Origin of the sequence: Nocardia sp. NPDC051911 (assembly GCF_040681035.1) — a bacterium.
Lineage (GTDB): Bacteria > Actinomycetota > Actinomycetes > Mycobacteriales > Mycobacteriaceae > Nocardia > Nocardia sichangensis.
The window spans coordinates 64528-78183 of sequence record NZ_JBFAXY010000001.1; the positions used below are offsets into that span (position 1 = coordinate 64528).

Genomic DNA, 13656 nt, shown 5'->3' on the forward strand with positions numbered 1-13656 from the left:
TTCCGCTCATCGGCTGTTCTCCATTGGGCTGGGGTTGGGCAAGTCTGTGGCGGGCGAACTCACCGCCCGGGTGGGGGAACCGTCGTCCGGTTCGGTGGCGAGCAACTCGCGCGCACCCATGTCGAGCAACTCGCGGGCAAGTGCGCGGCCGAGCTCGGCGGCGTCGTCCGGGGCGCCGACCACCGATGCGCGCAGCACGTCGGATCCGTCGACGGCCGCCGCGCACGCGCGCAGCGACAGCTCGTCCACGATCCGCCCTTCGTCGTCGAGCGATTCGACCACCTCGGCGAGCGCACCGATCGGTGCGGTGCAGCCCGCCTCGAGTTCGGCCAGCAGCGACCGCTCGGCGACGACCGAGGCGCGGGTGGCCGCGTCGTCGAGGCCGGAAAGGATCTCCACCAGCGCGGTGTGGTCGCTGCGGCATTCGACCGCGAGCGCGCCCTGCGCGGGAGCGGAGAGCATCTGCACCGGCTCCAGCGACTCGGTGACCGCGTCCAGCCGATCGATGCGGGCCAGTCCGGCTCTGGCCACCACCACGGCGTCCAGCTCGCCCTCGCGGACCTTGCGCAGCCGGGTGTCCAGGTTGCCGCGCAGCGGGACGATGTCCAGACCCAGCCCGAGCGCCCGCAACTGGGCGGCGCGACGCGGCGCGGAGGTGCCGACCTTGGCGCCCGCGGGCAGCTCGCCGAGGACCAGTCCGTCGCGCGCGACCAGCGCGTCACGCGGGTCCTCCCTGGGCGGGATGGCGGCGATGGTGAAGCGCGGGTCCTGCGCGGTCGGCAAATCCTTGTAGGAGTGCACGGCGATGTCGATCGCGCCCGCCGCCAGCTCGTCGCGTAGCGCGGAGGTGAACACGCCGACGCCGATCTTCTGCACCGGGTCCGACGACAGGTCACCGGCGGTCTTGATGACGACCAGCTCGGCGGGTTGCCCGGCCGCGATCAGCGCGTCGCGCACCGTGCCCGCCTGGGTCAGCGCGAGCAGGCTCCCGCGGGTGCCGATCCGCCACGGGGCACGAGTGCCTTCCGCGGTGGCGTTGCCTTCTCGGTGAACCATGGTCATGCCGTCTGCCCCTGTTCCTCGCCGCGATGGCCCGCGGTGAAGTCGTCGGCCAGCGCGATCTCCCCGTCGGCCAATGTGATCTCGGCGCGGTCGTCCGCGAGCGCGGTGATCTCCATCGGCGCGGCGACCGCCTGGGCCGCGCCCGGCTTCAGTTCGAATAATTCGCGCAGCGCCTCGGCGTAGCTGTCGCCGCCCGGCGTGGAGGCGAGCTGCTTGACCCGCACCGTCGGCGCGTGCAGCAGCTTGTCGACCACCCGGCGCACCGTGCGCGCGACCTCGTCGCGTTCCGGGTCGGCGAGGCCGGGCAGCCGCGAATCCAGACGCAGCAGTTCGGCCTCGACCACCTCCGCCGCACGCTGGCGCAGCGCCGCCACCGTCGGGGTGACCTCGGCCATCCGCTGTCCGGCGAGATACTTCGCGAGCTCGTCGGCGACGATCGATCGGGCGGCCGCCGTGTCGTCGGCGGCGGCGCCCGCGGCCGGATCGCGCTGCAAGGTCTCGATGTCGATGAGTGTGACGCCGGGCAGTCCGGCCACGGCGTGCTCCACATCGCGCGGCAAGCCGAGATCGCAGAACACCAACGGCCGGTCCACCGTGGCGAATTCCTCGCCGCGCTCGCGGTCGGTGAGCGCGCGGTGGGTGTCGGCGAGCGTCACGACCGCGCCGACCGCGCCGGTACAGGTGACCACCACGTCGGTCGCGGACATCGCCTCGGTGAGCCGGGACAGCTCCATGGCCTCGGCCTCGACGCCGTGCGTCCGCGCGGTCTCGGCGAGCCTGCGCGCCCGCGCGATGGTGCGGTTCACCACGATGATCCGGCCGATCCCGGCTCGGGAGAGATGCGCGACCGCGAGACCGCCCATGGCCCCGGCTCCGACCACCGCGGCGGTCCGGCCGGCCAGGGGGCCGAGCACCTGCTGCGCACGATCGAGCGCGACCGACACCACCGACGCGCCCGCGCGGTCGATGCCGGTTTCGGCGTGCACCCGCTTGCCGACCCGCAGCGCGTGCTGCGCCAGCTCGTGCAGGGTCCGCCCGACCGCGCGCTGCGCGTCGGCGGAGGCGTAGGCCCCGCGAATCTGGCTGAGCACCTGCTGCTCGCCGACCACCATCGAGTCCAGGCCACTGGCGACCGCGAACAGATGCTCGGCGGCGGCCTCGGAGTAGCGGACGTAGGCGTGCTTGGTCAGATCCGGCATCGGCAGGCCGGAGTGCTTGGTCAGCAGATCGCCGATCTCGGCGAGACCGCCGTGGAAGGCGTCGACCACCGCGTAGACCTCGACCCGGTTGCAAGTGGAGACGATCATCGCCTCGGACACATGACTCGAGGAGATCAGGCGGTCGATCAGCTTCGGCCGGTCGGTGTCGGTGACGGCCACCTTCTCCAGCACGGGAACCGGCGCGCTGCGGTGCGAGATGCCGACGAGGAGAACGCTCATGCCGTCACCGTCCCGGCACGAACGGAATCCTCCGCCGTGCTGTACTGCATGATTCGCTCGCTGCGCTCACTCATGGTGTGACCACCGATCCCTTGCTGCTTGGCTCCGTTGCCGTATGCGAGGTTGCCGTATGCGGGGTTGCCGAGTGCTGGAGTGCCGGATGCGAAGTCGGCAGGCGGTGCGCGATGCGACCCGACCCGGCGTGCGCGACCGGCAGCGGAGCCTGCTCCGCGTTGCGCACCCGTTCGAACGACAGCATCTGCATCTCGACGGCCAGGTCGACACGACGGACCTCGACCGTGGCCGGTGCGACCAGCTCGCAGGGGGCGAAACTCAGAATCGACTGCAGTCCGAACGCGACGAGCCGATCGCACACGTCCTGGGCCGCGTCGTCGGGAACGGTGATCACCGCGATGGTCGGCTCCAGCTCGGCGACCGCCGCGGCCAGCTCCGCGACGTCGCGCACCACCAGTCCGGCGACCGGCATGCCGATCACCGCGGGGTCGCTGTCGAGAATGCCGACCACGGTGAAACCGCGCCGCTGAAACCCGCCGTAGCCCACCAGTGCCCGGCCGAGGTTTCCCGCGCCGACCAGCACGACACGGTGGCCCTGCGACAGACCGAGCACATCCTCGATCCGGGAGCGGAGCTTGGCCACGTCGTAGCCGACGCCGCGAACGCCGTTGGGGCCGAGGAAGGATAGATCCTTGCGCAATTTGGCCGAATTGACACCCGCCGCGACAGCCAGTTCCTCACTCGATACGATGGCAACACCGTCGTCGGCCAACATGGCGAGGACCCGAAGATAGGTAGCCAGCCGCGCGACGGTTGCCTGCGGGATGTCCTTCTGCAGAGCCCTGCCGGAGACGCCGCCTGGCGCCTCATGCTGCTCTGTCACGTCGTCGGCTCCTCGTCCCGGGCCTCGGGCTCCGGTTCGTCGCTCGACCCTTCTGACCCGGGGGCGGTCCGGTGCCATGGTGTCGAAGTTTCGGATTTCGGGGCGGCTCCGCAGCCTCGGCATGCGGGTCGCGTTGCCACCACCGTAACTGCTTGTGAAGCCCTGCACAAAGTCGGTGAAATTGGCCTCATTTTCCGCTGCGACCAGCACAGTGGCCGAATCGGACGGAAAACGGCGCGCTCAGCGCTCCAGGTCGGCCCGCAATCGAGTCTCGTCGACATCGAAATAGCTGTGTTCGCGGCCGTCGAGCAGGACGACGGGAAGCCGGTCGCCGTACTCCGCGCGCAGGCCAGGGTCGGTAGCGGCGGCTTCGTCGACGTCGACGGTCGCCGGTTCGAAACCGAATTCGGCGCAGATCACGCGCAGCTGTTCCAGTGCCGTCGCACACAGTCCACAGCCCGCGCGAGTCAGCAATGTCACCGAATGTGTGTGATTGGTCATGACCGGAATTCAATCAGCGGCCGGAACGCCATGCGGGCTCGGTGCGCGCCACGCGATTGTGTCGCGCGCCGCCTTCTGCCGTGACTGTCGGCCGATCCGGCTACTGTTGACATGGTTCGCGCGACGGGCGGAGGTACTGGTGCCGGAACGATCGAAGGTGGCGAGGGCCGGATTCATCGCGGGACGATTCGGTGAGTTTCCGGCGCGGTGGAATCTGAGCCAGATGGGCCAGGGTCTGCAGGACCAGCTCGCCCGCATCTCGCGCAGCCCCTTCGGCCCGACTGAAGAGGAATTGCGGGCCAATCTGGCCGGTGAGGCGAGCGCGGACGCGGCGCTGACCCTGCACGACGCCGAGCTCGCCGCGGGCGAGGTGGAGGCCGCTGGTCCCGAGGCGCCGCGGGACCTGACCGCGGCGGCGTTCTTCGACGTCGACAACACGATGGTGCAGGGCGCCTCGATCGTGCATTTCGCCCGCGGTCTGGCGGCACGCAAGTACTTCAAGACCTCCGATCTGGTGGATGTCGCCTGGAAACAGGTGAAGTTCCGGGTCACCGGCAAGGAGAGCAGCACCGACATGGCCAGCGGCAAGGAGAAGGCGCTGGCGTTCATCGCCGGGCGCTCGACCGCCGAACTGGCCGCGCTGGGCGAGGAGATCTACGACGAGATCATCGCCGACAAGATCTGGCCCGGCACCCGCGCGCTCGCGCAGATGCACCTGGACGCGGGCCAGCAGGTGTGGCTGGTGACCGCGACCCCGGTGGAGCTGGCGCAGGTGATCGCGAAGCGGCTCGGGCTCACCGGAGCGCTGGGCACCGTGGCCGAGAGTGTCGACGGGAAGTTCACCGGCCGCCTGGTTGGCGACATCCTGCACGGACTCGGCAAAGCGCATGCGGTGCGCACCCTGGCGATCCGCGAGGGCCTGAACCTCAAGCGGTGCACCGCGTACTCCGACAGCCACAACGACGTGCCGATGCTCTCGCTGGTCGGCACCGCCGTCGCGATCAACCCGGACTCGGATCTACGCGAGGTCGCCAAGAACCGCGGCTGGGAGATCCGCGACTTCCGAACCGGCCGCAAGGCGGCAAAGATCGGCGTACCCACCGCCCTGGCCCTCGGCGCAGCGGGCGGTGCCGTAGCGGCGGCGGTAACCCGCCGCCGCGACGGTCACTAGCGCATCCGCTACCCCGTGAAAACGTTGCGGCGTTTGGTGAGCAGTTTGTAGAGCGTCTGCTGGATGGTCTCGCGCACTTGGTCGGTGACCTCGAACATGGTCATCGGGTCGTCGGCGGCCTCGGGCTCGTACGGCGCGGTCGGGATGGGGGCGCCGAATTCGATGTACCACTTCGACGGCAGGGGCACCGCGCCCAGCGGGCCGAGGTGCGGGAAAAGCGGCGTCACCGGGAAATACGGGAGACCCAGGAGCCGGGCCAGCGGCTTGAGGTCGGCCAGCTTCGGGTAGATCTCCTCGGAGCCGACGATGGAGCACGGGATGATCGGCACGCCGGTGCGCACCGCGGCGGCGACGAAGCCGCCGCGACCGAAGCGCTGCAGCTTGTAGCGATCGGTGTACTGCTTGCCGACGCCCTTGAACCCTTCGGGGAACACGCCGGTCAGCTCGCCGGAGCGCAGCAGCCGTTCGGCGTCCTCCCGGCAGGCCAGCGTGTGGCCCGCCCGGCGAGCCAGCACCCCGAGCACCGGCGTCTCGAAGATCAGGTCGGCCGCCAGCAAGCGCAACGCGCGCTGCTTGGGATGCCGATCGTGCACGGCCAGCTGCAGCATCAGACCGTCGATCGGCACGGTGCCCGCGTGGTTGGCCACGATCAGCGCGCCGCCGGCTTCCGGGAGATTGTCCATGCCGCTGACCTCCACCCGGAACCACAGGTCCGACAGCGGACGCAGGGCGGGCAGGATGACCGACTCGAGCAGATGCTCGTCGAAACCGAACTCGTCGACCTGGTAGTCGCCGGTGAGCCTGCGGCGCGCGAAATCCGCGGTCTTGGAGATCTGCTTGCCGAGCGCGCCGCGCAGCATGCCCGACAGCGACTGGGGCGCGGCGGGCGCGACCGCCGCGCGCCGCTCCACCAGCGACGTCACCGGACTCGAAGCGGCCAGCCTGCGTGGCGCCGGCCGCTGGCGCGCCTCGATCTGGAGGTCGTGGAGTCGGATGACTTTCGCTACGTCGTTCATTGGTGTGCTCCCGTACCGGCCCCGAGCAGGCCGAGCAGTTTGTGTTCTGCGGCGTCGATCCACGCTGGATCGACCACGGGCCGCAACGCTGCGCCCCCGATGAAGTCGTCGAATGCCTGCACCGTCGTCCAGCGCGGCACGAACCCGAATTCGGTGCGCATGCGCGTGGTGTCCAGGCCACAACCGAAGTGGAAATAGTCGAGCTGTTCGGCGGAGAACTCCCGCAGCACCGGGCCCATGAGCAGGCGACCCGCGGTGCGGAACACCGTGAAGGGAACGGGCAACTCGATCCGGCCCGCCCGCCGGACCGCCTGCGACAGCGAGAGCGCGCCGTCGCCCGCGATGTTGTACGTGCCACCTGCCGCGCCGCGCGCCGCGTGGGTCAACGCGGCCACCGCGTCCTCCTCGTGCAGCAGCTGCATTCTGGCGTCCCGGCCGAATACGGTCGGGGTCACCGGCGAACGCAGATATTGCGCGCCGCGGGCGGCCAGCCGCGGGCCGACGATGGGGGCGAATCGCAGAATTGACGTGGCGATATCGGGGCGCCGCCGGGCCAGCCCGCGAACATAACCCTCTATATCGATCATGTCCCGCGCGAAGCCACCGCGCGGCGGTGTACGCGCGCTCATTTCCTCGGTGAATTTCGCGGGATCCTTGGCGCTGCAACCGTAAACCGCCGACGAGGAGCGCAGCACCACCCGGCGCACCGAAGCCACCTTCTGGCACACCGCGAACAGCTGCATCGCGCCGAGGACGTTGTAATCCTTCATCACCGCGCGACCGCCGCCCGCGGGCGGGCGCGTCAGCAGCGCGGTGTGCACCACGGTATCCACCTCGCCACCATCGATCACCTTACGGATCAACGGATTTCGAATGTCCGCCCGGACGAATTCCGCGCGGCCCATGCGCCGCTGCAACTCTCGGCTCGGCGTCATCGTGTCGACGGCGAGGATCCGCTCGATCGCGGGTTGCTGGGCGAGGCGGGCGACGACCGTGCCGCCGAAGAACCGGCTGGCCCCGGTGACCAGCACGACCTTCGGCGCGTACACTTCCCGACCCTCAGAACTCACCGGCACCCGCTTTCCCTTGCCAGCCGCCCTTGTGATTATTCCCAGTGCCCAGCGTAGCGGTTACCTACCCGCGCACCGAGAGTATTAACCAGGATCTAACGATGACTTCAGTCACGTGATACAAACGGTGATTCCAAAATTTCAAGTTTCAAATAAAAGAGCCCGTCACCTATTGGTGACGGGCTCGCGCAGCTACCACGCAGCGATGCCTACTTGCCGAGTTTGCGCCGCTGAACACGCGTGCGGCGAAGCAGCTTGCGGTGCTTCTTCTTCGACATGCGCTTGCGGCGCTTCTTGATCACAGAACCCATAGGGTTGTCCTCGCGTTCTCTCTACTCGGCGCGCACGCTGCCCGTGCGCGATTGCCGGACGCCCGTCTGCCGCGCCCCGGCCGACGGGCCGGGGTCACTCGGCAAGCCTCACGCCCCGTGTTCGCGCCGCCGGATACCACGGGGCAACGAACAACGATGCCACCGGCGGGCGAACACGAACCGAGGAGCTATCGTACCGTCACGCCCCAGCGGTACCGAAACCGCCTCATCCGGCGTCGAAATAGGACGTTTCCAGATAGTCGTGCACCGCCTTGGCGTGCACCCGGAACGATCGTCCGACGCGCACGGCGGGCAACTCGCCCGAGTGCACGAGCCGGTAGACCGTCATCTTGGACACCCGCATCAGACTCGCCACTTCGGCGACGGTGAGAAACTGGGTGCCGCCGCCGAGTACAGGTTGCCCCTGTGTCGCGGCCTCACGCTGTGCGCGGGAATTCCCCCGACCTGCTGCGGGACCGGAGCCGCCGGACGCTCCGGAATTCGCAGACATCTTGTTCGCAGACATCATTGCACCATTGACCTCCGGCACGTCCGCGCCGCCGGCTTCCCCACCGGCGGAACAGACACGCACGTGCTCCTTGAAGCTTAGCGGGACCAGTGGTGTTACTGCGACGGGTGTGAGAAATCGGGTTTTCCGATTTCGAACAGACCGGTCACTCCGCTGATGCGCCCTGTTCGACCGACCGTTCCTTCGATGCGAAGAGGGCTTCCCAGAATGCCGAGCGTAGTCCTCCGCGCTCGAGTTCGCGGATCGCGGCCGCGGTGGTGCCCGCGGGCGAGGTCACCGCGGCGCGCAACTCCGCCGCGGTCTGGGTCGAACTGTCCAGCAGGGCGGCCGAGCCGACCATGGTCTGCACGACGAGCTGGGTGGCCACATCCCTGGTGAGCCCGAGGCCGACGCCCGCGTCCACCAAGGCCTCGACGACCAGGAAGAAGTAGGCGGGCCCGGATCCGGACACCGCGGTGACGGCGTCCATCTGGCTCTCCGCCACGGTGACCACCTTGCCGACCGCGCCGAGCATCTCGGTCACCAGTTCCAGATGCCGCTCGCGCGCATAGCGCCCCGGCGCGATGACGCTCATCCCCTGCCCCACCAGCATCGGCGTATTCGCCATCACCCGCACCACGGGGAACCCGGCGGGCATTTTGCCCTCCAGTCGAGCGGTCGGCACACCGGCCGCAAGCGACACCAGCACCTGATCGCGGTCGCTGCCGATCTCCGCCTTGCCCAGCGGCGCGAGCACGGCGTCCACATCGCCAGGTTTCACCGCGATCACCAGCAGATCCGCGCCGACCGCGGCATCGGCGAGGTCGTCGGTGACCCGGACGCCGAAGCGGTCGGCGAGCTGATGGGCCCGTTCCCGATGCGTCTCCACGACGACCAAATCCTTGGTCAGCCGCCCGGACTCCAGCAACCCGGCGACCAACGCCTCCCCGATGCGCCCGCCACCGATCACCGCAATTCTCGTCATGGGCCTCAAGGCTAGACGGCGCGCGCGGCGGCTCAGCGCTGGGGAACGAGCGCCAGCTGACGACTCTGCGCGACGACCGCGCCGGTCGAGTCCAGCACCAGCTGATCTTCGTCGAACATGCGCTCGCCCACCTCGTGCGTGGTGGCGACGATCCGCAGCCAGCCCGGCGCGGGCCTACGACGCAGGTAGGTGGTCATCTGCACGGTGGGCGCCCAGCCGAAGTGGCCGAGGTTCATCGGGACCGGCGGGCTCATGTCGGCGCTCATCATGGCGAAGTACATCGCGACGTCCGGGTCCTGCTCGTCGCCCGGTCGCGGACGAATCCACAGCCGCAGGCGCGGCTCGCCCTTCGCGCCCGCGAGGAAGCGGGCCCAGTCGCGGTCGAGATAGATGTCGGCGCCTCGGCCGACGTGCACGATGTCGCCCATCTGGGAGCCGGGCTCGTAGCCGATGGCATCGGCGGGCGGCTCCGTGGGCATGTCGGAGTGCTCGGGCGCGTAGATCGGGTTGGCGTCGTCGAGGCGGCTGAACGTCAGCGCCGTGCGCACCAGGACGCGGCCGTTCTGGACGAGGTCGGCGTCGGCCAGGCAGATCTGGCGACCGATCTTCCGCAGGCGCACCTCGTATTCGACCTCGCCGGGGTTCGGCGCGCCGAGGAAATCGGAACTCGCGGCGACCGGCGCCATCCCGACCAGCGCTGGATCGGCGGCACGCAGCCAATTCGTCGCCGCGGCCGCGCTGCCCGCGACCATCGTCCCGCCGTGCACCTTCGGGCCGATGGTCCAGATGTCGTCGATGAAGCCCAGGTAGCGGCCGGTGTCCGGGGTCCGCGGCGGCGCCGGTTCCAGCGCGCACACCTGGCTGAACGGTGCGTCGGTCGTGGCCGCCGGGCCGAATTCGGCCGTCAGCTCCGTCGTCATCCTCACTCCTGTCCTGCGTCGACCGCACCCGATGGCGTCGTTCGCGGCCTCGCGACCACACTGTCGGCAACGGGTTCGTACAACGTACAACGCAACCGGCGACCGACCCCATGGCCGCATACCGGAGTAGCGACGAGCGTCACATCGGCGGTTCGGGCGAGCTGTGCCGCGCGCCGGCGGGAGTGGGCGCGGCGGCCTCGGTCAGATGCTTGCGGGCGAAGGCCAGCGTGCGATGCAACATCTCGGCCCGCTCCTTGGTCGTGCGCGCGTTCTGCGTGTTGATCTCGGCGACGACCTGGCCGGTGAAACCGCTGCGGACCATGCTCGCGCACACTTCCACGCACGGCTGGGTGCCATCGCCCGGAACGAGATGTTCATCGTGCGCGGCGCCTCGGCCGTCGGCCAGGTGCAGATGGACCAGACCCGCGCCCATGCGGGCCGCCAGCGCCAATGGGTCGGCTCCCGCGGTGGCGGTATGGGACAGGTCCAGGGTGTAGTGGCGGAACCCGGTGTCGGTCGGGTCGTAGGAGGGGCTGAAGGCGGTGAGCGCCGGACCCGGGCCACGGCGCTCCAGGCGGCGCACCGCGCCTTCGCGTCGGCCGAACAGCGTGTCCGCCCGCATCGGGAACATGTTCTCCACCGCCACGATCACCGGGCTGCTCTCCTCGAGCTCGGCCACCTGCGCCGCGAACCCGGCCGCATAGCGGCGCTGCCAGCGGAACGGCGGGTGCACGACGACAGTGCCCGCGCCGAGCGCCTGGGCGGTGTGCACGCTGCGCTCGAGCTTGGCCACCGGATCCGAACCCCATACCCGCTGCGAGATCAGCAGGCACGGAGCGTGCAACGCGAGCACCGGAACGCCGTATCTGCGCGAATACGCCTGCACGGTGGCGATGCTCTGGCTGGCGGGCTCGGCCCAGACCATCAGCTCGACGCCGTCGTAGCCGAGTTCGGCGGCGTAACGGAACGCGGCCTCCGTGTTCTGCGGGTACACCGAGGCGGTCGAGAGCCCCACCCGGATCTCCCTCGGCCGGGAGGCGCCCCCGGTATCTCCTGGCGATCCCTCGCCTGTACGCGACCCGGTCTCGTTCGCCTGCCCGATATTCGCCACGACTTGCTCCATGCTCAGTTCGTGCTGAGAAGAAAGGCCAGTGGCCCCAGGGTGACGAAGATGCCCACGACGACGGCGATCACCGTGCTGAGGATGTCGTCGGTCCTGCGCAGGATCCGCACGAGGGCCACCAGGCCGAGAATCACGATCATCGCCAGGGCCAGCGCGACCCAGGGGAGCATCTCCCACATCCGCTCGAAGCCCTTGAACAGCAGCATGCCCGCGACGGCGGCGCCGGTGCTCTGGCCGCCGAGGATCATCCACTGGCGCCGGTTCTCGTCGTCCTCCGCCTTCTTGACGGCCCGGGACCGGCGCGAGGTGGCCCGGCTGGTGACGCGAGGTTCGTCGACGATGTCGTCCTCGTCGTCTTCGTCCTCGTCCAGCGCGATCGGCTCGTATACGTCGGTGACGCCGTCCAGTTCCGCGGCCTCGGCCGCGGCACGCCTACCGCGACCGCCTCTGCCGTTGCGCGCCGCCGCGCCGCGTTCGGCCCGGTCGACGCCGTCGCGCAGCAGGTCGCCCGCGACCGTCTGGCCGGAGAGCAACTGCTGATCCTGGCTGGCCAGCGACCACGCGGCGGTCGGGATGCCGACGGATTCCGGCGCGGAATCGGCCTGCGGCTTGTGCCGGCGGGCCGACCAGGCCGGTAGTCCGTTCTCGCCGACGCCCTCGCGGCGGGCTGATCTTCGATGTGCCTCCTGCTGCGGCTCGGGCGGAGCGGGCCTGGTCGGCTTCGGTCTCGGATCGGGCGGCGGCGGAAGGGGCAGCGGTTCCGATTCCGGGGCGAAACCGCCGGTGGACGGGGACCAGGCCGCGGTGGACGGACCGAGATCCTCGGCGGCTTCCGCGGCCTCCGCCGCTCTGCGCCTGGCCGCGCGCCCGCCCCTGGCGCCGTTGCGTTCGGGCAGCGGCGAACGGCCGAAGCCGGGTGCGTCCCGCTCTCCGTGGCCGTTGCGGGCCGGTTCACCGACCCCGCGGTCGGACAGCGCGTCCCGGCCGAACGGCTCGGGCGGGGCCTCGTGCCAGGACCGTACCTCGGTGGCCTCTTCTTCGGGTTCCTCCCGCCTGCGCCTGCGCCCCGAGCGCGGGGGCGTCTCGGGCACACCCGCCAGTGGGTCGGGGGCGTACGGACCGGGCGCGACCGAGAACAGATCGGACACCGGAGTATCCGGCGACAGCGGATCGAAGGACGTGCCGTGCCGCGAAGAGGGCATCTCCCGGCCGGGCATGACCCGGTTGGATCGCCCGGGCGGCGGATCGGCCTGCGGCGGGTCCGGCTGCGCGTAACCGGCCAGCGGGTCGTACATCGAAATCGGGCCCGACATGGGCGAATACGACGACGGATCGGGCTGCGGCTCGGGTGAGTAGGAAACCGGTTCCGGCGCGGGCGGATCGAACGAGGGGGCCGCGTAGGCGGGCTCCTCCGCGTCGGAATCCGGCGCCGCGTGCGCGGAGTGGCCACCGCCGTCCCGGATGACCGGCAGGTCGCCGGTCAGTTCGGCGACGGAGATGCCACGGCCACTGCGGCGACGTCTGCCACCGCCGGACGAGCCTCCGCTCTGCTGGCCGTTACGCGCCAGCAGTTCCGCGACCGACAGCTGTTTGGAATCCTCGCTCATGACGACACCGTCCCGATCGAGCCCGGCGAAGGCGCGCCGCCGGGCGCGGGCCGACCGTCACCGGTCGCCGTGCCCGCTGAGTACGTTGCTTCGGGTCCACCATTCATATCGGTATCCAGTTTGCGCAGGATCAGCCCTTCACGCAGCGCCCACGGGCAAATCTCCAAAGTATCGAGCGAAAGTGCCCGCATACTCGCCTCCGCGACCAGTGCGCCGGCCACCAATTGCTGTGACCGATCGGAACTTACGCCTTCCAATTCTGCACGGTCCGCCGCCGTCATCCGCGAGATGAACGCAATCAGTTGGCGCAGACCCGAGCTCGTGAGTGTACGACGCACCCGCGGACCCGCCGCGGAGGGTGCCGCTCCGGTGAGCCGTGCCAGCGACCGGAAGGTCTTCGAGGTGCCAACGGCGAGATCGGGCTTGCCCGGCTCGAGCAGCTTCTTCGCCGGTACCACCAGCTCGGCGTCGAGCCAGTCCCGCAGCACGGCGACCCGGCGCTTGCCCGGCGGGTCCTCGCGCAGCCACTCCCTGGTCAACCGGCCCGCACCCAGCTGCAAGGACAGCGCGACGTCGGGTTCCTCGTCGCCGCCGTTGGTCATCTCGAGCGATCCGCCGCCGATGTCCAGGTTGAGAATGCGCCCGGCGCTCCAGCCGTACCAGCGGCGCACCGCGAGGAAGGTCAGCCGCGCCTCGTCGACGCCGGACAGCACCCGCAGGTCGACTCCGGTCGACTCGCGCACGCGACCGAGTACCTCCTCGGAATTGGCCGCCTCCCGCAGCGCCGAGGTGGCGAACGGCATCAGTTCGACGCATCTGGACGTCTCGGCGATGCTGGCGAATTCGGCCACGGTGTCGATCAGCCGCTGCGCGCCCGCCTCGGTGATTCGACCGGCGACGTCGATGTTCTCCGCGAGCCGCAAGGTGGCTTTCGTCGAGCTCATCGGCAGGGGGTGACCGCCACGATGCGCGTCCACCACGAGCAGGTGAACGGTATTGCTTCCGACATCGAGTACCCCAAGCCGCACATGAACACGGTACTGGG

Annotated in this window: 14 protein-coding genes; 1 reads left to right on the forward strand and 13 read right to left on the reverse strand. The window is 69.8% G+C overall.

Annotation, left to right across the window (positions count from 1 at the left end; genetic code table 11):
- Positions 1-6: 6 nt before the first annotated feature.
- From hemC to AB0L97_RS00420, 4 genes are all read right to left on the reverse strand, one after another.
- Complete coding sequence (gene hemC, locus AB0L97_RS00405; protein ID WP_355071935.1) at positions 7-1062, reverse strand: hydroxymethylbilane synthase; 1056 nt, start codon at positions 1060-1062, stop codon at positions 7-9.
- Positions 1059-2501 carry a glutamyl-tRNA reductase gene (locus AB0L97_RS00410; protein ID WP_355071933.1) on the reverse strand — a complete coding sequence of 481 codons (1443 nt, stop codon included), beginning with the start codon at positions 2499-2501 and terminating at the stop codon, positions 1059-1061. Before AB0L97_RS00410 ends, hemC begins: the two co-directional genes overlap by 4 nt.
- 70 nt (positions 2502-2571) lie before the next feature.
- On the reverse strand, positions 2572-3399 hold the full coding sequence (locus AB0L97_RS00415) for a redox-sensing transcriptional repressor Rex (RefSeq protein ID WP_355071931.1): 828 nt from the start codon (positions 3397-3399) through the stop codon (positions 2572-2574).
- A 240-nt stretch (positions 3400-3639) separates the two neighbouring features.
- Positions 3640-3900: a glutaredoxin family protein gene (locus AB0L97_RS00420; protein WP_355071929.1), complete on the reverse strand. Its 261-nt coding sequence runs from the start codon at positions 3898-3900 to the stop codon at positions 3640-3642.
- Between the two features lie 223 nt (positions 3901-4123).
- Here AB0L97_RS00420 and AB0L97_RS00425 point away from each other — a divergent pair, with 223 nt between their 5' ends.
- Positions 4124-5071 carry an HAD-IB family hydrolase gene (locus AB0L97_RS00425; protein WP_355072136.1) on the forward strand — a complete coding sequence of 316 codons (948 nt, stop codon included), beginning with the start codon at positions 4124-4126 and terminating at the stop codon, positions 5069-5071.
- Between the two features lie 8 nt (positions 5072-5079).
- Here AB0L97_RS00425 and AB0L97_RS00430 read toward each other — a convergent pair whose 3' ends face one another.
- The 9 genes from AB0L97_RS00430 to AB0L97_RS00470 all read right to left on the reverse strand — a co-directional run bounded on the left by AB0L97_RS00430 (position 5080) and on the right by AB0L97_RS00470 (position 13639).
- Positions 5080-6087 (reverse strand): lysophospholipid acyltransferase family protein, encoded by a 1008-nt coding sequence (locus tag AB0L97_RS00430; protein WP_364424315.1) that lies wholly within the window; start codon positions 6085-6087, stop codon positions 5080-5082.
- Positions 6084-7157 carry an NAD-dependent epimerase/dehydratase family protein gene (locus AB0L97_RS00435; protein WP_355071925.1) on the reverse strand — a complete coding sequence of 358 codons (1074 nt, stop codon included), beginning with the start codon at positions 7155-7157 and terminating at the stop codon, positions 6084-6086. Before AB0L97_RS00435 ends, AB0L97_RS00430 begins: the two co-directional genes overlap by 4 nt.
- 209 nt (positions 7158-7366) lie before the next feature.
- The gene (locus AB0L97_RS00440) at positions 7367-7468 is read right to left on the reverse strand and encodes an AURKAIP1/COX24 domain-containing protein (RefSeq protein WP_003402602.1); all 102 of its coding nucleotides are present in this window, start codon (positions 7466-7468) and stop codon (positions 7367-7369) included.
- A gap of 226 nt (positions 7469-7694) precedes the next feature.
- A complete protein-coding gene (locus AB0L97_RS00445) occupies positions 7695-7994 on the reverse strand; it encodes a helix-turn-helix domain-containing protein (RefSeq protein WP_364424318.1) in 300 nt (99 codons plus the stop codon).
- Between the two features lie 148 nt (positions 7995-8142).
- Positions 8143-8961, reverse strand: a complete 819-nt coding sequence (gene proC / locus AB0L97_RS00450; protein WP_364424320.1) for a pyrroline-5-carboxylate reductase — start codon at positions 8959-8961, stop codon at positions 8143-8145.
- Positions 8962-8993: 32 nt separating this feature from the next.
- On the reverse strand, positions 8994-9881 hold the full coding sequence (locus AB0L97_RS00455) for a thioesterase family protein (RefSeq protein ID WP_355071921.1): 888 nt from the start codon (positions 9879-9881) through the stop codon (positions 8994-8996).
- Positions 9882-10020: 139 nt separating this feature from the next.
- The gene (locus AB0L97_RS00460; RefSeq protein ID WP_364424322.1) at positions 10021-10896 is read right to left on the reverse strand and encodes a sugar phosphate isomerase/epimerase; all 876 of its coding nucleotides are present in this window, start codon (positions 10894-10896) and stop codon (positions 10021-10023) included.
- A gap of 110 nt (positions 10897-11006) precedes the next feature.
- Positions 11007-12611: a hypothetical protein gene (locus AB0L97_RS00465; protein WP_364424324.1), complete on the reverse strand. Its 1605-nt coding sequence runs from the start codon at positions 12609-12611 to the stop codon at positions 11007-11009.
- Positions 12608-13639, reverse strand: coding sequence for a Ppx/GppA phosphatase family protein (locus tag AB0L97_RS00470; RefSeq protein ID WP_355071917.1), 1032 nt, complete (start codon positions 13637-13639; stop codon positions 12608-12610). The genes AB0L97_RS00465 and AB0L97_RS00470 overlap by 4 nt, the downstream gene beginning before the upstream one ends.
- Positions 13640-13656: the final 17 nt, after the last annotated feature.